This window comes from Bradyrhizobium altum (assembly GCF_020889705.1).
In the GTDB taxonomy this organism is placed as follows: Bacteria; Pseudomonadota; Alphaproteobacteria; order Rhizobiales; family Xanthobacteraceae; genus Bradyrhizobium; species Bradyrhizobium altum.
The window spans coordinates 19,686-37,011 of the sequence record NZ_JACMYP010000010.1 but is presented as its reverse complement, the minus strand read 5'-3'; the positions used below and the strand labels follow the sequence as shown (position 1 = coordinate 37,011).

Sequence of the window (17,326 nt, the reverse complement as noted above, 5' to 3'; positions counted from 1 at the left end):
TTTGCTTGCGCAACAAAGCGCTAACGAAGCGTAGACCTGGTTCCGCAGATGGTCAATCGCCGACCCATAGCTTGAGGCTATAGCCTTTGGTCGCAACATTAGCGAGGCAGGGCACCGCCGTGTGTGCAGCGCCGAACTGCATCCGCTTCCGTGGTCGGTTGCGGTGCAACGGAAGTCGCGATCTCCGTGTGGTCCGCTTGATCAGGCTTCTCTGTACGCATAGCAGAGTGCACCACATCCGTGTTCGGAACGTCCGAGAACTCCGGCAACTGCGTCGGCGTGTCAGGCTGTGCCTCTGCCGCGTTACGCAGGCCACCGACAATCCGGTCGACCCAGGCGGCCAGCTCAGCCTGCGAGCAATCGAGCGGTCCGAACCCCGGCATGGCGTTCGGATCGTTGAAATCCCAGGCGTTCTCGGCCAGACCAACAAAATCGCGGATCGCCGGATCGGCCGTCCAGGCGCTGCGAAGCGCTGCGCGGGTCAATTCCCGCGGAATACCTTCGCGCAGGAATACGGTGATGTCCGTCATGGCCGTGATTGAATCGATGGACGGCAGGCTCGCAAGATCGACTTCGGGGGCGACCTCGACCTCCGTGCATGGCGCTGGGGTCTCGCTGGCAGGCTTGGCCGTTTGCGGAGCCGGAATGCTCGACTTTGCCTCGCGCTTGTGGCGCGACCAGCGCGCAAGGAATTCTTCCTCAGTCATTCTTGCCCGCTTTCATGCTGCCGACGCGCCAGGGCCTCGGGATCGGCGCGCCTTCGCTCGCGTTTGACGAACTCTCTCTCGACGTGGTGTTCGGCGATGAAGCTTTCAATCACCTCGCGCACCACCTCTGGCATCGGCACGGCTTCAACCAGATTGTCAGCGGCCTCGGTAAACCCCTCTCCTTCCGCAGGATCAGCGGTCGCCGCGGCGACCGCATAAGGCCAAGCCCCCTCGGATGGGCTCAAGACCACCCAGATGCTCGGTATGCCGGAGGCGAGATTGTCACGATAACGCGCGGTTTCCGACACGTACAAATCAACCGTTGCGCTGCCGGCATAGAACAAGGTCGTGCCGTCCTGCTCGCGCAGGATTGTCCAGGCCTCCGTGTCCGGTTCGTCAGGCAACGCGGCGGCGCTCCGCCAGATGAAATCCACCCAGGGCGAATCCGCCTCGCGCCGTTCGACGACGATGCCGACGGGGATACGCAGGATTGGCAGGGCGGAGCTCATGAGATGGCTTCCAGGCGCTTGATCGGCAGTCCCGTCAACAGATTCTGCGGTTTCATGCGGAGCTTCTGATCGGCTGTCATCGCCAGGATCAGATAGACCGGCTCGCCCCGCAAGGTCCCCCCGGCGAGGCCAGGATCCGCAAAGGTCAGGCGAAACAGCGAAAGCACTCGCCCTGCGCTGTGCTCGTCAAGCTCGTCGCCGTGCCAAAGCCGATCGCCCATCCTGGTGGCGTCAGCGTCCAGTCCAATATACCAGCTCAGGCTCACCTCGCGTAGTTCCGTCAACGGCTCAATGGCGACATCGATCCCGAGCAGATGGGAAACCCAGCGCGTCATCACCTGCGCCAGTGCGCGAGGCCCTCGCGCACCTGTGGACAGATCGAGGGCCATATCGAACCGGTCGCTGCGTTCCCAATAGGTCTCGGCGTTTTCTTCGCTCAATACATCGAGCTGGGCGTCCGTCTTGGTATCCAGCATCGAGTTCAACGACAAGATGGGCGTCGGGCTGCGACCACCGACGACCTCTTCATCGCCAAGCAGCAAGGCCTGTTCGTGCGGAAGGATCCGCTGCGGTCGGAAGAACAGCTCGGCGGCACGCAGCACGGAGGGATCGTCGTTGCCATCAAGAGCGTTGCGCAGGATCACCTGCACGAGCTGATTGATGAACAGCGGCGGCAGGTCGTTTGATCGCGAGCGTACGGCCGCGAGATACGCAGCTTCGAGCGTTGGGTGCCGCAACATGAGATCGCGAAACCCCAGCACGAAGCGCCAGTTCTCCCGCGCGTCCTCATCGGCGATCGCAGTGACCTCATCCGCACCGACCGCCTGGCGCGGATCGGCAAGCATCCCGCGATGCAGTCTTTGTTCGACCAGGCACGCGTCCTTCGGCGGCATCAGCTCGGGACGAGCAAAATAAGCCTTCAAGAATTCGTCGGTAACACGAAGCCCCCCGCTCTCGTCGCGATCGAGCAGATGATGTCCACATGCGATCCAGAAATCATTCATCCTCGACTTCCATGAACGAGAACGCCTTGCCATGCCCCTGCCCTTCGCGCAGTTGCAGCTTGCGGAAGGCCTCGTGGACCTCGCCATCGCGCGCCGAACGGTGAACCGCAATGAGCGAACTGATCGGGTGCGTGCAGAGCGACTGCGCAAAGGCGACTTCCTCTTCTGCAGCAATCCGCGCGACTGCCATGTCCGGTGCGCCGAACCGATCAACGAGTTGCCTGGCTAGGAGCTCGATCAGCGTCTGGCAATCGTCTTCGCTCGCCGGAACAATCTGCGTCAACGTCGACCATCCCCAGGATTGCACGCCGAGGAAGCCGCTACGGAAGGCGGCGCGCGCCTTTCCGCTCAGCTTCGCCGGATCCTGGTCGCAGAAGCGGAAGGCGCCGGAGACGGCCCATTCGCCCGATACTGCCGGCGCGTCGAACACGAAGGTGTCTGAAGCATCGAGCGCGATGGTGCGCAGAAGTTTCACCGCCTTTTTCACCGCCTTGGCCCTCCAAGATCAGGATCGAGCCAGGATGGCGTGGCGAGCGCCTGAACAAGGTCTGCCTGTGCAGTCGTGTCCCTGCCGATGCGGCGCGTGAGCAGATTTCCGCGATCATCGATGCGTCGAACCGTTTGCCGCTCGCGGGGGATGCGGCTGAGATAGTCGCGCGCGACGCTGTCAAATCCATCGACCTGCCAGCTGTCGATCGCCCGCATTAGGTGCCGCGCAAAGCTCTCGGTCACCTCTGCGGCGCCGGCCTCGCCAAACCCCTCCGCATCCAAGGCGGAGGCCAGAGGACGAAGGCCGGGATCATCGGTCATCATGACTGTCCGGATCATGGCGCCGAATACGAGCCAGTCGGGCGGCTCGTCCTCATCAGCGGATGCGGGCCAGCCCAGCCGCCCCCCTCCAATCAGCCCTCGGTCGACGCGCACCGCATCCGGCCAACCGACCGCGACCTCCTTGGCCAGCGGCGCACAGGCGCGCGGGGCGTCCGTCAGGGCAACCATGCCGGCGTAGAAGGCGCGGCGCGCGGTGATCAGCGGCTCGGCCGGCTCCAGCACCACCGCGAACTCGGCGAGGTCGAACCGCCCGACGTAGACCAGCGTGCCGGCACCGCTTTCGGGTGCAATGCGGCATGCATGGGCAAACGCATCTCCGCTCTCGCGCAACCGGACCAAGGTGAAGGGTGGCGGCAATCGGATTGGTTGCGCCGTGGCAACGTGGCTGGTTGGGATCGACCGCAGGCCGTCCTCCACTTTCCCCTTTTTCCCGATTGACAATATCTACACGAGGCAAAGGATCGGCGCGAGCCCGCCATTCGTCGTCTTCTCGGGAGGGATGAACCTGGAGCAGCCAGCGAAGACCATCCTGATTTGCTCGTGTGAAGACACGATGCGGCTTGATGCGGCCGCGATCAAGCGCGGATGCGGCAATAGCGACATCAAGAGCTTTCATCACCTGTGCGGGCCAGAGCTCGACCAGTTTCACGCAGCCGCAAAGACGGAAGGCCAGCTGACCGTTGCCTGCACTTATCAGCAATCCTTGTTTGAGGCGGAAGCCGGCGGGGGTGCCGCGCCGATCGCTTTCGCAAACATTCGCGAGACGGCAGGCTGGTCGACCGAAGGCGCACAAGCTGGCCCGAAAATGGCGGCGCTGCTCGCAGCGAGCGCCGTGCAGGCGCCGGATTATCCGCTGGTCACGCTTGAGAGCGACGGAGTCATCCTGATCTATGGCCGGGATGAGGCGGCGATCGAAGCCGGACGGCTGCTTTCGGATCATCTCGATGTGACGGTGATGCTGAGGGAGTTCGGCGAGATCGCCGCGCCTGTGGCAACTCCCTTCCCGGTCGTGAAGGGAACGATCCGTACCGCCAGAGGACATTTTAGCGCTTTCGAGCTCACGATCGACGATTACGCCCGCCCACGCCCGTCCTCGCGCGATCACTACCTCTTTGAAAATCCCCGCAGCGGGGTCACCTCGCACTGCGACATCGTCCTTGACCTATCGGGAGAAAGACCACTGTTCCCGGCACATGATCTGCGCGATGGCTATCTGCGAGCTGATCCCAAGGACCCGAGCGCCGTGCTGCGCACCGTGCTGAGCGCGCGGGATCTCGTCGGACGTTTCGACAAGCCCAGATATATCGAGTTCACGCCCGACCTTTGCGCCCATTCGCGCTCGAATCTGACCGGCTGCCATCGCTGTCTCGATCTATGTCCCACGAGTGCGATCACGCCGGCCGGCAATCACGTCGCCATCAACGCCGAGATTTGCGCCGGCTGCGGCCAATGCGCCGCCGCCTGCCCGACGGGCGCGGCGTCCTACGCGTTGCCGCCTGCGGACATCCAGCTTCACACCATCCGCGCCATGCTGCTCGCCTATCATCAGGCGGGTGGATCGAACCCCATCCTGTTGCTGCACGATGGCCAGCACGGCACACCTTTGATCGACGTGCTTGCGAGGCACGGGGACGGTCTGCCCGCCGAGGTCATCCCGCTGGCCGTCAACGAAGTGACGCAGGTCGGACTCGAGGCTGTCATCGGCGCCTTTGCCTACGGAGCGGCCGCGTTCCGGTTCTTGCTCCGCGGCAAGCCGCGGCACGACGTGACCGGCCTCGCGCAGACGGTCGGCATGGCAGAGGCCATCCTTTCTGGCCTCGGGTTTGACGGGCGCCGGGTCGCGACGATGGAAACGGATGATCCCGATGCACTGCTGGAGCAACTGAAGGGCATCGGGCAATTCACTGCGGTGAAGACGCCTGCCACGTTCAAGACCGTCGGCAAGCGGCGCGACCTGCTTCGCTTCGCGTTGAGCGAACTGCATCGCCTCGCGCCGAAACCGGTCGACGTCATTGCCCTACCTCAGGGCGCTCCGATTGGCGCAGTGAACGTTGATACCGCTGGATGCACGCTGTGCCTGTCCTGCGTTTCCGTCTGCCCGACCGGGGCGCTCCGCGACGATCCCGAGCGCCCGGTGCTCAAATTCGTCGAAGACGCCTGCGTGCAATGCGGCCTGTGCCAGAGCACCTGTCCCGAGAAGGTCATCACGCTGAAGCCCCAGATCGATTTCCACGCCGGCCGCGCGGCCGCTGTCGTGATCAAGGAGGAAGAGCCTGCGCTTTGCATCCGCTGCGGCACGGCGTTCGGCGTGAAGAGCACGATTGACCGGATCGCGGCCAAGCTCGAGGGCCGGCACTGGATGTATCCAGCGGGCGACAAACGCCTCGACGCCATCAGGATGTGCGCGGATTGCCGCGTGATCGTGATGAGCGAACAACAGTTCGATCCGTTCGAGGGCGTGCCGGAACGCGCGCCGCCCCGCACCACCGAGGATTATTTGCACCGGCCGGACAGCAAGACCTGAGCGCGAACGTCCCTCATTAGCGTTGGGGTCCTCCCCTATTGCGAGGTCGCCCGGGCCAGGAAGTCGGTCAATGCGCGGCGGTCCTCCGCCGAGCCGATGCGCTGCTCCGGCATCTTCGTTCCCGGCGTGTAGGCGTTTGGTCCTAGTTCAAATAGCTTTGCGATCGTCTCGGCTGTCCAGACGATATCCATCGTCTTGAGGGCCTCGGAAAACCGATAGCCGGGGAGCGAGGCGATCTTCCGGCCGAACAATCCGGCTAGCGTTGGCCCCGCACGCTGCGCTTCCTTCGCCGACAGCGCGTGGCAGGCAACGCAGGCGCGAAAGACGTCGGCGCCATGATCGCCCGCATAGGCGGCCAGCGGATCCGCTGGCGTCCCGAACAGGTTCGAGCCGATCGGCTCACCGCTCTGCGCATTCCAGCGGCGGATCTTTCCATCCGCACCTCCGGTCACGAGCGTTGCTGCATCATGCAGGAACACGACCGACCAGATCGGGAAGCCGGGCCCCACCAGAGTCTGCAACACACTCCGCGACTTGCGCTCGACTATGGCGACCGTGCCGCCGATGCCTGCGGCAGCAATCAACTCCCCGTCATCGGACAGCGCCAGGGCGACGATCGGCGCCGAGCCGGCGGCCACCTCGCCCGCCGGCTTTCCGTCTGTCGTCAGCAGGCGCAGCTTGCCGTCCGCCCCTGCCGCGACGATCTCGCCATCGGACGCGACGACAACGGCGTTCAATGGCGCCGGCAATGCCACCGTTTGGGGTTGGCCCTCCGACAAGCGCCAGATGCGCAACGCACGATCATAGCCGACGCTCACGAGCGATCTGCCGTCCGGCGCGAAGGCGACACCATTCACGTTCTGCGCGTGACCTTCGAACACCCGGGAGGCGCCATCGGCCAAGGACCAGAGTCGCACGCTGCGGTCCCAAGAGGCCGAGGCGAGCGTCGATCCGTCCGGCGCCACGGCGAGTGCCACGACGGGACCGGTATGGCCCTCCAGGACCTGATCGGGCTGCTGCCGGCCGGTCGTCCACACCGCAATCCGGGCGTCGGCACCAGCGGTGATCATGCGACCGTCCTTCAAGAACGCAACGGCGTTGACGGCATCCGCATGATACCGCAGCACCTCAACCGCCGTCTCCGTCCCCAGCGACCAGCGGATGGCGGACGTGTCGAAGCTACCCGACAACAAGCTGTCGCCGTCAGCCGAAACGGCGAGCGCTCGGACGGCGCCGCCGTGACCCGCGAGTTGCGCATCCACCGCGGATGCAGCAACAACCGCCAGGAAGGCCGCGGCAGCCCGGGCACACGAAGCCCATCCCATCAATCTTTGCCGGCCATGGTCACGTCCATGCCTTCAAGAATGCACGAAATAAATCCCCGCGGCACCCCGTTTACTTCTTCTCCGGTGCCACGACTTTCTTGGACGAGCCCTCGGGCGCCGCCTGCATCCCGGGCGGGCTCTGGCCTTGCGGACTTTCGGCGGGGGCGCCGCCCGAACCCGTATTGATCGGGCCGGTCCAACCCTGTGGCTGTGGTTGGCCCTTCTCTTCGGGACGGGTCTGTGCGGCAGGCGCCTCTGTCGGTCCGGGCTGGGCCAGCGCGCTTTCGAAGCTCGCGACCGCCGCCAGACATAGGATGGATGCCAGTGCCTTCACGGCGAAATCCTCCTTTGAAGCCCAGCCTCAACGAGGAGTATCGATATCCGTTCCTCAGCTGGCACTGCGTCAGTTCGTCCATCGTCGGCACTATTCCCTTGAATGCCGACAGCGCGAGTCCTAGCTTTGGTTTGTTACGTCTTTGCTCGTCACGTCAAAGGAAGACGGCATGCAGGGGCGATCGAGGCCATTGCTGCAGATGATCTCGTGGCTACGCGCCGCGCGCGTGTCCATGATCGCCCCAAATCTGTCGGCGGGAGAAGCCTCGCCTCTCCTTATCCTTACGGTCATTGTGCTCGCACTGCTCCTCGCCATACTGGAAGTGGACATGTACAGCGCCGACCTTCACTCTTTGGGGTTGATGGGCGATGCATTTTCGATCGACCCGGCTTTTAAGGGCCCTTAGAGCCGGCAGGTACAAGGCGAACTTCAAATCGTTCGTCACAGTTGCTGCCTGCAAGCCGCATCGTAAGATGCGTGCAGCGTGTAAATGATGGAGTTTGCGATGAAGGCTTTTCTGCTCGGCTGCGCTGCTGCCGTCGTGATCGCAATCGCAGCAATGGCGATCCTGGATCAGGTGCAGGAGCCCGTTGACCAGGCGTTTTCTACAACCGGTGTGCGTCTGTAAGATCGCCGGCCGCTAGCTGCGCCGGGACCGCCCGCCTGTTGCTCGGGTACTTTCTCCATAGAATGGGACGCGGTTGAATGGCGGCGAGAATGATCGGTTGCGGTGTTGGGGCGCTGATCACGCGTCAAGAAGGGCATCCAAAGCTGCCAAGAACCGTCCTCCTCGAGAAGTCAGGTCTCAATCCGCGCCCAGATCCAGGAAGCAACCGGCATAGCCTGCGTGCAGAATCTGATCCAAATGCGAAGAGTTAGTCTGCGTCCAGGACTTCGACAACTTCATAGAGGTGCGGATCGATTTGATCGGTCAAGTGATCAAACTTGACCCACTCCTTGCGAAAGTCGGGCGATTGGTGGGCAGACTCCAGCAGCTCGCGGCTTTGCCATTGGATGTAGTTGACGATGCGCCGACCATCGAGACTTCGATGCAAGCTGGTTGAAACAAAGCCCGGCTGGCGAGCCATGAATCGTGCTCGATCGACCATCAACGAGAGCGCCTCATTCTGCTTTTTCGGCTCTGCCTCGATCACGGTGATCTGCGTGACTATCCGATTACCCGTTTGTATGTGGGTCATGATGAAGCCACTCCCATCGTAAATGGCTAAGGCCCCCCTCACGAGCCCCCTCGCGAATGCTCATTCTATGAAAATTGAACTCCTGAGCATAGTAACGGTTCAAGCCGTTCATCACTCATCCGCATCCGGCCATCTTGGAGGAGCAACATGAAGCAGCAACAGATCCTAGAAGACTTTTCCGCCGGCTCGATCGGCAGCAAACCTATCGGAGATCCCCATGATCGTCGTCACCACACCTAATGGCCAGATTGGCAGCAAAGTTGTCAGCGCTCTTCTCGAGGCCGGACAGGCAGTTCGCGTCATCCTTCGCGACCCCGCAAAACTGGCGGCAAACGTCCGTGAACGCGTCGAGGTGATCGAAGGCTCGCATGGAGATGCAGAGACGATCGACCGAGCGCTCGATGGTGCGGACGCGCTCTTCTGGTGTGTGCCGCCTTCACCTCGTTCGACGATGGAGGAGAGCATTCGGGCTTTACTCGGCCGGCGGCAGACGCGGTCGCGCGCCACGGGACCTCGCATGTCGTCGCAGTGACCGGGCTCGGGCGCGGCACGCAGTGGGAGGACCAGGCCGGGCTGGTGACTGCCTCGGTTCGAATGGTTGATCTATTTCGCGCGACGAACGCTGCTGTTCGCGGCATCGCCATGCCCAGTTTCATGGAAAATACTCTGATGCAGCTCGATGCGATCCGCGCCGGCCAGTTGTTCGGTCCGATCGACCCCGACAAGAAGCTACCTCACACAGCCACCCGCGATATGGCGGACGCAGCCGCGCGCCTGCTGATCGACCGGAGCTGGTCGGGCAATGAGGATCTGCCGGTGCTCGGCCCCGACGACCTGTCGTTTGACGACATGTGGGATCAATGTCGACGCGTCCGGATGGTACGCCTTCTATGCGCCGGCTCGTCTCTCCGGCAAGCTCGTTCAGCGCTTGACGAAGGAGATCATTGCGATCGGCAGCGATCCCGAAATGCGCGCAAAGATTCGTGCGATGGGCTGCGAGCCAACCGGGACAACATCGGAAGAACTCAAACAGATTCAGCACGCCGACTTCGAACACTGGGGGCCGATCGTCAAGGCGTCAGGATTTTCGATCGAAGACTAACAGCAGCTTATGGCCGTTTTCGAAGACTTGCTTCGAACGAGAAGAGACGCGATCCCATGAACACCACCAACCGATCGACCGGCCTGCGCGCCGCCATCGTCGGCGGCGGCATCGGCGGCCTCGCCACGGCCAACGCGCTACGCCAGCGCGGCGTCGACGTCACAGTCTACGAGCAGGCGAAGGCGCTGGGCGAAGTCGGCGCCGGTGTCTTCATCTACCCCAACAGCCTGAGGCAGCTGGAACGCATGGGGTTCGGTGCGGCGCTCGCGGCGGTCGGCGCGAAGGTCGGCCCCGGCTCGCAATATTACCGGATGGACGGCACGGTGGTCGGCCCGATCCTCACTACCGACTCTAGCGGCTGGAACGGCATGTACGGCATGCACCGAGCCGATCTGTGGAGGTGCTTGCGCGGGCGCTGTCGCCAGGTGTGGTGCGCGTCGATCATCGCTGCACAGGCTTCGAACAGACCGACGCCGTGGCGCGGTTGACGTTCGCGAACGGGGCGACCGCGGAAGCCGATGTCGTCATCGCGGCCGACGGCATCCGGTCCGTGCTGCAGAAATATGTCGTCGCACCGCAGCCGCCGGAATATTCGGGTGTGCGCGCCTATCGCGGCCTCATCGGGCGCGAAAAACTGCCGCAGTGGCGGGACGAGGCGCACCAGGTGTGGATGGGCGACGGCAAGCACTTCATGGTGTATCCCGTGTGCAGCGGCCGCTTGCTCAGTTACGTCGGCTTCGTTCCGACCAGCAGCGAGACCGTAGAGTCCTGGTCCGCACCGGGCGATTGCGATGAACTCGCCGCTTCGTTTCAAGGGAGGTGGGATCCGCGCGTCACCGGCCTGCTCAAGAAGGTCGAGACGTGTTACTGGTGGGGCCTCTACGATCGCCAGCCGCTCGCGTGCTGGACCGGCTCGCACTCCTGGGCGACGCGGCGCACGCGATGCTCCCCCATCTCGGCCAGGGCGCCAATCAGGCCATCGAGGATGGCGTCGCACTCGCGGTGCTGCTTGAAGGCTGCGGCCCCGCCGATGTTCCCGGCATCTTGCCTCGTTATGAGCGGGTGCGCCGCGTGCGGACTGACGTCGTCCAGGCCGAAGCCCGGCAGAACGGCCTGCGGTACGACTCGAAGTACGAGAGCTTGGCACAGCGCGACCTCGAGATCGCGAACCCTGCGACGTTCCGCAAGTCGCTTTACGACTACGATGTCGAAAAAGCAACGAGCGCCTGCCGGTGACCTCCTAGATGGACCGGGAACGGACCGAAAAGGAATATCGACAGCTCCTGACCGAAGCGGCCCCGTATGATCGCGGTTAACCGCGCCGCCGCGCTTCAATCTGATCGAGTCGTGCGTTCACTGAGCTGTCATTCAGTGTCGAATGACCAGTGCAGCATGTCGGTTCCTGGCCCAGGCCGTGTGAGAACTCTTGGCAGGTCGGACGCCTGGCATCGGGTTGTGCTCGATTTGGAGGGTTCTGAAGGCTGAGGCGTCGGTACAAATATCCCTTACGTCTGCATCGCCTCCAGCAGTGTTCGGCAACCCAGAATCGCTATTACGCCGAGGCCGAAGCGGCCTACCAACCATGGGTTATTGAGGCCAAATACACTTTCGGTGCTCGGCCAAGGCCGCCCGCGGCGTTCCGTGAGAATGACGCGGCAGATGGTGACGGACTGCCACCTTCAACCTCGCGAGCGCCTGGAAGAGCGCGCGCTCAGATCCGTCCTGCGCGCGCCACTGATAATGACCTTGCCCCCCATCACGAAGGTCGTAGGGCGATAGGAAGGCCTCTTGCAAGAGCGCCTCTATAGAAGTGCCCTCCTTAAGCGGCGCGCTCATCCCGTCGCTACGGCTCGGCCACAGCATCAAGTAAGGATTTCGGACGACTCGAGGCCTTCGATTCGGAATTTCCTTCCGACGTCGCGATAGCCATCGACTTGATCATGCAGGACATCGCGGCCTGTTTGCTCTTGAAGTTCGGTTGAATGCGCGCGACTTGGCGCGAAGCGGCGAGGAGAGATTCGAAGTCCCGACCCTCTCGGTGTAAACGAGCAAACAAGCCCCGATAACGAAGAAAAATCGAATGTTTTGCGATTGCGGAGGTCAGAACGATGATCGAACGCTACGCGAACGAAGGGCGTTTCACTATTGAACCACTATTGACAGGCGGTTCCAGCTTCCATCCGCCTGCCGCTTTGGACGCCGCTTTCCAGAGTGCCCGGCGGGCCGCCAGGCTGTGCTATTTTGTGCCGGCCCAGGTCGTCTACCTGCTTCCTGCCTGGCTCTCGCCGGCGCGGTCTACTGAATGCTACTACCGAAGAAGGCTTGCCCGAGCATTTGTAATTGTTGAGGAAATCGCCATTGGCCCATTTCTTTTAATCATGGGGTCGTGGGTTCGAGTCCCACCGCGCTCACCAAGCAAAATCAAATACTTACCTCAAAAATCAAACCTCCGAACGACTTACTGAATTTCGATGTGCACACACCTTGCACACAGTAGGTGCGGCTATGACGATCGCTTTCCTGGTGTTCGGGATTGCCTCGCTGGTGCTGCTCACGCCATTGGCTGCTGCGGTCGCGCTGATCGCCAAGGTCAACAGCTTCGGCGAACCGGGATAGGATGCCGCCATGTGGCACCTGTTCCAATCGCTCGTGATCTTCGCGGTGATCGCGTCGAACATACATTGGCGCTGGACACCGAACGGCTACTTGGCGGCCATGATCGGCGCTGGCCTTGCGTGGGCGCTCACCCAGATCATCAACGAGTTGCCGCGTACGCTCGATGCGCATCGACGCCGCCGGTCATAGGCCTGGAAAAGAGCGACCGCTACAGAGAAACGACCCCAGCGCGGGGAGCGCCAGGGCCGCCACTTCAATCTCCCGCAGTCGGGGTTGGGCAACTGAAACCACGGAAGCATTAAAGCGAACCCCCGGGAGTTGCCAGTTGTTCCTGACGTGGCGTCAGCCCACCCGGCAATGACAGTCAGCCTAGAGGGACGGTGCATCAAGCCGCAAGGAAAAAGCCGCCGGGCGTGAACCGGCAAGCCCCTTAAAAAAATAGCAACTCTGGCGCAGGCACTGACGTTTGCCCGCGCTTGGGAATTTTCAGGGCCCAGGTTTTGGAATGAACGCCGCCGGGCACATATTTCTGAGACCGGCGGCGTATTTTTCTGGGACGGCTAGAACAGCATGCCGCTGCGAGCGTCGCCAGCTTTGCGAGCCAGCAGGATGGAATAGCGCGCGATCCTGAGCCGGAGACGCATCTACGGCTATGACGAGCCGTATCGCTGGGGCGGCGGCTAACACCACGACCTACTATGCGGCACCCGTGTCCTACGGCTATCGCTACCGCCGCGTCGTGCGCCCTGCCTATGCCTATTACGGCGGATCCTATCCGGTCGTTCGCCCGGTCGTTCGGCATCGCTGGCATCGTCATCATTGGTGAGACAGGACCAACTGCATAATGGAGGCCGCGAGGAAGCGCGGCCTTTTTTCGTCGCGGCCAGCCGAGACTTTTTGCTCACCACCCTCCGCCGGAAAACGGGTCGTGCCGATCAAAGGCAAGCCGCGTTCGGGCTCTCTCATCGACGGCTTCACCTGATCATCGCCGCCATCGCAGCCGTCAATAGAAGCTTGTCCATGTCTACATGCGGCAGCATCGAGAACCCTCGAGTGCTGGCAAGGTTCCTGCCCACCAACGACGTCCTTGCATGCGGCGGAACATTCCGGCCTGGCGCCGGTTCGCCAAGCTTCCGGCGACGCTCTTGCGCTCCCAGGCGACGCTTGTTCACGGAGAGTCCGCTGATGCCACCGCCCGATGCAGTCAGAAGTGCTCCCGATCGACGCCAACGAAGGCTCCTGATCGTGTTAGCTTTGGGATTCGTAACCTTCGGCGTTGCAGCGGCGGCCCTCTTTTACGTCCTGCAACCCGAGACCCTGCGGATCGCCGTTGGACCCTCAGGTAGCGAGGACCACCAGGTGGTCCAGGCGATGGCCGAGGCCTTCGACGAGGAAAGCAGGACGGTCAGGATCTCGCCGATCACGACCGCAGGAGCGGCCGAAGCCCTCGCCCTCATGGGCGCCGGCAAAACCGACCTGGCGGTCGGCCGGGGCGATCTTGCCATGCCAGCCGACGCGCAGACGCTCGCCATCCTGCGTAAAAATTACGTCGTCCTGTGGTCGCCCTCCGGCCGACCCGGCAAGGATTCCAAGAAAAAGGCAGGGGCCAAGATCGCAGAGATCGCCGATCTGGCGGGGCATAAGGTCGGCATCATCGGAAGCACCGGCGCCAACGTCGCGCTCCTGCGGGCAATTCTAGAGGGCTCAGGCGTGCAGCCCGACAAGGTCGCCACGGCTCAATTCGGGACCGAAGAGATCGAAAAGCTTGCTCAAGACACCACACTCGACGCGTATCTCGCCGTCGGTCCACTCGACAGCAAGATCACGGCCACGGCCATTGCCGCGACTTCCCGATCGCGCGGAGCGCCGAAGTTTCTTCCGGTCGAAGCGTCCGAGGCCATCGCCCTGAGGCACCCCCGATACGAAGCCGAGGAGATCCCCGGCAGCGTCTTCAACGCCAACCCGGCCTGGCCGGAGGACAAGGTCGACACCATCAGCGTCAACCATCTCATCCTGGGCAGAAAAGAACTGTCCGAAGCCAAGGCGGCGGCCTTCTACCGTCAGCTTTTCGCGGTGCGCGACACGATCACGCAACGTGTCGCCGGCGCCGCACATATCACGAAGCCCGAGACGGAGAAGGAGGCGGAGCCGTCCGTGCACCGAGGCGCTGCAGCGGTCATCAACGGCACCGAGCGTACCTTTCTGGACAAGTACAGTGACTACTTCTGGTTCGCCTTGCTTCTTCTTTCCGGTATCGGTTCGGCCGCCGCCTGGCTGCGTCGCTATCTGAACCGGGACGAACGGGACGACTACACCAGCCATCGCAACCAGATTCTTGCCGTGGTGTCGGACGTTCGAGAAGCTCGTTCCGAAAAGGACCTGCTGACATGCCAACGCGAAGTCGATGCGATCATCGGCCAAAGCCTCAAGTGCTACGATGATGGAGCTATTGAACAGGAGGACATGGCCGCACTCGGTCTGGTCCTCGAACTGTTCGATCATGCCGTCGCCGAAAGGCGAGCGGCGCTGCAGAGCGGTCCCTCCGATCAAGCGGGGACACAAGGGCCAACCCTCGCCTCCCGGCGATAGCCACTCACAAAGGGCGCTATTGGAACCGGCTTCTTCGTTCACCGTTAGGTGAGCGAATGACCTGGCGCCTTGCCGGGCGCAGCCGGGAGTGAATCATGAAAAGTATTGCCGCTATCGCCGCGGGCCTCTGCCTGCTTTCGAACGCAACGTTGGCGCAATCGGCCAGCGAAAAGACCGGCGTCAATTCGGCGCTCGGCATCACGCCGAAGACCGAGGACTTCGTGAAAGAAGCAGCCATCAGCGACATGACCGAGATTGCGGCCGCCAAGATTGCGCTGGCCAAGGGCAATAGGGATGAAAAGAAATTTGCCGAGCAGATGGTCACGGATCATACCAAGACGAGCTCGGAGTTGAAGGCGCTCGTCACAGGTGGCGACGTGAAGGCTGAGCTTCCGACTGCGCTCGACAACTCCTCGCAGAGGAAAGTCGACAAGTTGAATGATACCAAGGCCGAGGACTTCGCTTCGGAGTATGATCCGATGCAGGTCAGCGCACATAAGGATGCCGTCTCTCTCTTTGAGCGCTACGCCAAAGGCGGCGAGAATCCTAAGCTCAAGGATTGGGCCGGCAAGACTTTGCCGCACCTTCAGCATCACCTCGAAATGGCCCAGGCGCTCGACAAGAACCGCAAATAGTCCGCGAAGCAAACGATCGGCGGTCGGACGCCTGCCGTTACCCCGTTGCTTTGCTTGTGACCCAAACGGAAACGATACCGAGTAACGGCGCGTCAAACTCAGAGCGCCTGAGGGATTGGTCAGCTAGTCTTCGGGAGGGGCACATCGATCGTGCAGACCATTCCGTCAGAGCCGAATTCACGGCGGACCATAGCGTTGGGAATCGCCCTCTCGATCAATATCGTTCCGAAACCGGTAACATTCGAGACCGCAATCGGCGGACCACCGCTTTCACGCCAAACCAACGTCAGTAACCGATCCTTATCCCGCTTGTGCAACGTCCAGCTCAGATCCACGATACCAGCTTGCCGTGAGAATGCGCCGCACTTGGTGGCATTGGTGGCCAGTTCATGGAAGACCAATCCGAACGGCGTAGCCAAATCGGAAGGCAAAGAGACCGGTTCGTCTGCGATCCTAACCCGGCTAGGATTGTCAGCAATATAGGGTTCAAGTTGCGTGCGAGCCAATGATGCGAGATCGGCCCCCTTCCAGTCGGAGTCCACCAGCAGTGAATGGGCCTTGGATAACGCGGTAAGGCGGCCATCCAGTCGATCGGTGAATTCATCGTACGATTTGCTGTAGCGCCGGGTCTGATGCGCGATCGACTGGACAACCGTCAGGGTATTCTTGACGCGGTGCGTCAATTCGCCAAGCAGCAATTTTTGTTGCTCGTCCCACGCCTTGCGTTCGGTCACATCGCGTGTGCTTTCCAGGGCAAGCCGTCGACCGTCGATTGTTTCGAGGATGATGCGGCTTTCAATGATCAACTGCCGGCCGTCCTTGGTTCTGTCGTTCAGTTCGCCGTTCCAATGGCCTTCGCCGAGCAACTTGGTCCGCAACTCGGCGAACGAGCTCCCGGGAACGATCGTGCCCAGCAGCAGGTCCTTTCGTTTTCCAATCGCCTCATCGCGGCTATAGCCGTAAAGCTGTTCGCTTCCGCGGTTCCACTCGATGATGGTGCCGTCGAAATCCCAGGTGAAAATTGGATCCCGCGAGAGATCGACGAGTTGCGTCTGCTGGTAAAGCCGACGCTCGCTGACCTTGAGGGCATCTTCCGCGTGACGGCGATCCGTCGTGTCCACGAAGGTGAGCACGACACCGTCGATCTTGTCGTCGACGGTTCGATACGGGCGCAGGCGGACGACATACCAGCGCTCGTCGCGGCTGCGGATTTCATGCTGGATAGGAGCAAGGTTGCTGATCACCGCACGCGCGTCACTGACCAGGCTCTCGTATTCCAACTGATGCGCGAAGTCCGAGATCGGGCGGCCTTCATCGCTCGGCGTGATGCTGAACAACTCAGTTACCTGCCGCGTGAAACGCTTGATGCGCAGGCTCGAGCCGAGAAACAGTGCTCCGAAATCGGTTGCCGCCATCAGGTTCTGGAGGTCACTGTGCGCGCGCGATACGGCCTCCAGCTTCAGCTTGAGCTCGCTGTTGACGGTCTGCAATTCTTCGTTGATCGATTGCAACTCTTCCTTGCTGGTCTCCAGCTCTTCCGATGTGGACCGATATTCCTCGTTGATGGATTGCAGTTCCTCGTTGGCCGCGCGCAATTCCTCGTTGGCGCCATCGGATTCCTCCCGGGTTGTCCGCAGCTGCGCCTGGGTCTGCTGAAGCTCCTCGCGCAGCCGAGCGACGGTTTCGCTGGCGGCGCCGTTCTTCGGGAAAGATCCTTCGATGGCGAGGTCGACCGCCTCGCCCTCTATGAACAAAACCACCGCGGTACCCGACCCATGATCGTCGTGGTCATCTGCCGGTTTCACCTGCATCGAGCAGCGAACCGTTTTGATGCAAGTGCCGTTTTCCGAAGTTCTTCAACCTTTAGCCACGCGCACGGACCCGCACACGATCTTGACGCTAAACAGTTGCCGATATCAGGCTGCGCGAAGTGAGGCGTTGCAAGCCGACA

20 protein-coding genes are annotated in these 17,326 nt (G+C 62.0%); 11 read left to right on the top strand and 9 right to left on the bottom strand.

The window, feature by feature from the left end:
• Positions 1-98 precede the first annotated feature (98 nt).
• Genes H8B02_RS05260 through H8B02_RS05240 form a run of 5 tightly spaced genes read right to left on the bottom strand, consistent with a single transcriptional unit; the run spans position 99 to position 3,468 of the window.
• On the bottom strand, positions 99-707 hold the full coding sequence (locus tag H8B02_RS05260; protein ID WP_229165186.1) for a DUF3306 domain-containing protein: 609 nt from the start codon (positions 705-707) through the stop codon (positions 99-101).
• The gene (locus H8B02_RS05255; RefSeq protein ID WP_229165185.1) at positions 704-1,216 is read right to left on the bottom strand and encodes a DUF3305 domain-containing protein; all 513 of its coding nucleotides are present in this window, start codon (positions 1,214-1,216) and stop codon (positions 704-706) included. Before H8B02_RS05255 ends, H8B02_RS05260 begins: the two co-directional genes overlap by 4 nt.
• Positions 1,213-2,220 (bottom strand): DUF6352 family protein, encoded by a 1,008-nt coding sequence (locus H8B02_RS05250; RefSeq protein ID WP_229165184.1) that lies wholly within the window; start codon positions 2,218-2,220, stop codon positions 1,213-1,215. The genes H8B02_RS05255 and H8B02_RS05250 overlap by 4 nt, the downstream gene beginning before the upstream one ends.
• Positions 2,213-2,695, bottom strand: a complete 483-nt coding sequence (locus H8B02_RS05245; RefSeq protein ID WP_229165183.1) for a DUF6505 family protein — start codon at positions 2,693-2,695, stop codon at positions 2,213-2,215. The genes H8B02_RS05250 and H8B02_RS05245 overlap by 8 nt, the downstream gene beginning before the upstream one ends.
• 8 nt (positions 2,696-2,703) lie before the next feature.
• A complete protein-coding gene (locus tag H8B02_RS05240; protein WP_229165182.1) occupies positions 2,704-3,468 on the bottom strand; it encodes a biotin/lipoate--protein ligase family protein in 765 nt (254 codons plus the stop codon).
• A 136-nt stretch (positions 3,469-3,604) separates the two neighbouring features.
• Here H8B02_RS05240 and H8B02_RS05235 point away from each other — a divergent pair, with 136 nt between their 5' ends.
• Positions 3,605-5,575 carry a 4Fe-4S binding protein gene (locus H8B02_RS05235; protein WP_229165181.1) on the top strand — a complete coding sequence of 657 codons (1,971 nt, stop codon included), beginning with the start codon at positions 3,605-3,607 and terminating at the stop codon, positions 5,573-5,575.
• A 35-nt stretch (positions 5,576-5,610) separates the two neighbouring features.
• On the opposite strand, the gene H8B02_RS05230 is transcribed toward H8B02_RS05235, so the two are convergent.
• Both H8B02_RS05230 and H8B02_RS05225 read right to left on the bottom strand, forming a co-directional pair.
• Positions 5,611-6,900: a c-type cytochrome gene (locus H8B02_RS05230; protein ID WP_229165233.1), complete on the bottom strand. Its 1,290-nt coding sequence runs from the start codon at positions 6,898-6,900 to the stop codon at positions 5,611-5,613.
• Between the two features lie 70 nt (positions 6,901-6,970).
• Positions 6,971-7,234, bottom strand: coding sequence for a hypothetical protein (locus tag H8B02_RS05225; RefSeq protein ID WP_229165180.1), 264 nt, complete (start codon positions 7,232-7,234; stop codon positions 6,971-6,973).
• A gap of 199 nt (positions 7,235-7,433) precedes the next feature.
• Here H8B02_RS05225 and H8B02_RS05220 point away from each other — a divergent pair, with 199 nt between their 5' ends.
• Positions 7,434-7,640, top strand: a complete 207-nt coding sequence (locus H8B02_RS05220; protein WP_229165232.1) for a hypothetical protein — start codon at positions 7,434-7,436, stop codon at positions 7,638-7,640.
• 99 nt (positions 7,641-7,739) lie between these two features.
• Complete coding sequence (locus tag H8B02_RS47935; protein WP_283842142.1) at positions 7,740-7,862, top strand: hypothetical protein; 123 nt, start codon at positions 7,740-7,742, stop codon at positions 7,860-7,862.
• Positions 7,863-8,109: 247 nt separating this feature from the next.
• On the opposite strand, the gene H8B02_RS05215 is transcribed toward H8B02_RS47935, so the two are convergent.
• Positions 8,110-8,433 (bottom strand): antibiotic biosynthesis monooxygenase family protein, encoded by a 324-nt coding sequence (locus H8B02_RS05215; RefSeq protein WP_229165179.1) that lies wholly within the window; start codon positions 8,431-8,433, stop codon positions 8,110-8,112.
• Between the two features lie 217 nt (positions 8,434-8,650).
• On the opposite strand from H8B02_RS05215, the gene H8B02_RS05210 reads away from it, so the two are divergent.
• The 8 genes from H8B02_RS05210 (at position 8,651) to H8B02_RS05175 (ending at position 15,375) form a co-directional block, all read left to right on the top strand.
• Positions 8,651-8,965 (top strand): NAD(P)H-binding protein, encoded by a 315-nt coding sequence (locus H8B02_RS05210; RefSeq protein ID WP_229165178.1) that lies wholly within the window; start codon positions 8,651-8,653, stop codon positions 8,963-8,965.
• Between the two features lie 44 nt (positions 8,966-9,009).
• Positions 9,010-10,023 carry an FAD-dependent monooxygenase gene (locus H8B02_RS48395; protein ID WP_229165177.1) on the top strand — a complete coding sequence of 338 codons (1,014 nt, stop codon included), beginning with the start codon at positions 9,010-9,012 and terminating at the stop codon, positions 10,021-10,023.
• Positions 10,024-10,435: 412 nt separating this feature from the next.
• Positions 10,436-10,771, top strand: coding sequence for an FAD-dependent oxidoreductase (locus H8B02_RS05200; protein ID WP_229165176.1), 336 nt, complete (start codon positions 10,436-10,438; stop codon positions 10,769-10,771).
• A gap of 872 nt (positions 10,772-11,643) precedes the next feature.
• Entirely contained in the window at positions 11,644-12,000 is a 357-nt protein-coding gene (locus H8B02_RS05195) for a hypothetical protein (RefSeq protein WP_229165175.1), read from the top strand.
• 160 nt (positions 12,001-12,160) lie between these two features.
• Positions 12,161-12,340, top strand: a complete 180-nt coding sequence (locus H8B02_RS05190) for a hypothetical protein (RefSeq protein WP_229165174.1) — start codon at positions 12,161-12,163, stop codon at positions 12,338-12,340.
• 463 nt (positions 12,341-12,803) lie between these two features.
• Positions 12,804-12,977, top strand: coding sequence for a hypothetical protein (locus H8B02_RS05185; protein ID WP_229165173.1), 174 nt, complete (start codon positions 12,804-12,806; stop codon positions 12,975-12,977).
• Positions 12,978-13,336: 359 nt separating this feature from the next.
• Positions 13,337-14,740 (top strand): TAXI family TRAP transporter solute-binding subunit, encoded by a 1,404-nt coding sequence (locus H8B02_RS05180; protein WP_229165172.1) that lies wholly within the window; start codon positions 13,337-13,339, stop codon positions 14,738-14,740.
• A gap of 95 nt (positions 14,741-14,835) precedes the next feature.
• A complete protein-coding gene (locus tag H8B02_RS05175) occupies positions 14,836-15,375 on the top strand; it encodes a DUF4142 domain-containing protein (RefSeq protein WP_229165171.1) in 540 nt (179 codons plus the stop codon).
• A 119-nt stretch (positions 15,376-15,494) separates the two neighbouring features.
• Here the strand turns inward: H8B02_RS05175 and H8B02_RS05170 are convergent, their stop codons facing one another.
• Positions 15,495-17,180 carry an HWE histidine kinase domain-containing protein gene (locus H8B02_RS05170; protein WP_376711598.1) on the bottom strand — a complete coding sequence of 562 codons (1,686 nt, stop codon included), beginning with the start codon at positions 17,178-17,180 and terminating at the stop codon, positions 15,495-15,497.
• Positions 17,181-17,326: the final 146 nt, after the last annotated feature.

Coding starts and splice junctions, on each gene's coding strand:
- H8B02_RS05185 (WP_229165173.1), top strand. CDS start 12,804: ATGACGAGCCGTATCGCTGGGGCGGCGGCTAACACCACGACCTACTAT.
- H8B02_RS05175 (WP_229165171.1), top strand. CDS start 14,836: ATGAAAAGTATTGCCGCTATCGCCGCGGGCCTCTGCCTGCTTTCGAAC.
- H8B02_RS05260 (WP_229165186.1), bottom strand. CDS start 707: ATGACTGAGGAAGAATTCCTTGCGCGCTGGTCGCGCCACAAGCGCGAG.
- H8B02_RS05195 (WP_229165175.1), top strand. CDS start 11,644: ATGATCGAACGCTACGCGAACGAAGGGCGTTTCACTATTGAACCACTA.
- H8B02_RS05210 (WP_229165178.1), top strand. CDS start 8,651: ATGATCGTCGTCACCACACCTAATGGCCAGATTGGCAGCAAAGTTGTC.
- H8B02_RS05230 (WP_229165233.1), bottom strand. CDS start 6,900: ATGGGATGGGCTTCGTGTGCCCGGGCTGCCGCGGCCTTCCTGGCGGTT.
- H8B02_RS05250 (WP_229165184.1), bottom strand. CDS start 2,220: ATGAATGATTTCTGGATCGCATGTGGACATCATCTGCTCGATCGCGAC.
- H8B02_RS05180 (WP_229165172.1), top strand. CDS start 13,337: ATGCCACCGCCCGATGCAGTCAGAAGTGCTCCCGATCGACGCCAACGA.
- H8B02_RS05235 (WP_229165181.1), top strand. CDS start 3,605: ATGCGGCTTGATGCGGCCGCGATCAAGCGCGGATGCGGCAATAGCGAC.
- H8B02_RS05215 (WP_229165179.1), bottom strand. CDS start 8,433: ATGACCCACATACAAACGGGTAATCGGATAGTCACGCAGATCACCGTG.
- H8B02_RS05255 (WP_229165185.1), bottom strand. CDS start 1,216: ATGAGCTCCGCCCTGCCAATCCTGCGTATCCCCGTCGGCATCGTCGTC.
- H8B02_RS05220 (WP_229165232.1), top strand. CDS start 7,434: ATGATCTCGTGGCTACGCGCCGCGCGCGTGTCCATGATCGCCCCAAAT.
- H8B02_RS05190 (WP_229165174.1), top strand. CDS start 12,161: ATGTGGCACCTGTTCCAATCGCTCGTGATCTTCGCGGTGATCGCGTCG.
- H8B02_RS47935 (WP_283842142.1), top strand. CDS start 7,740: ATGAAGGCTTTTCTGCTCGGCTGCGCTGCTGCCGTCGTGATCGCAATC.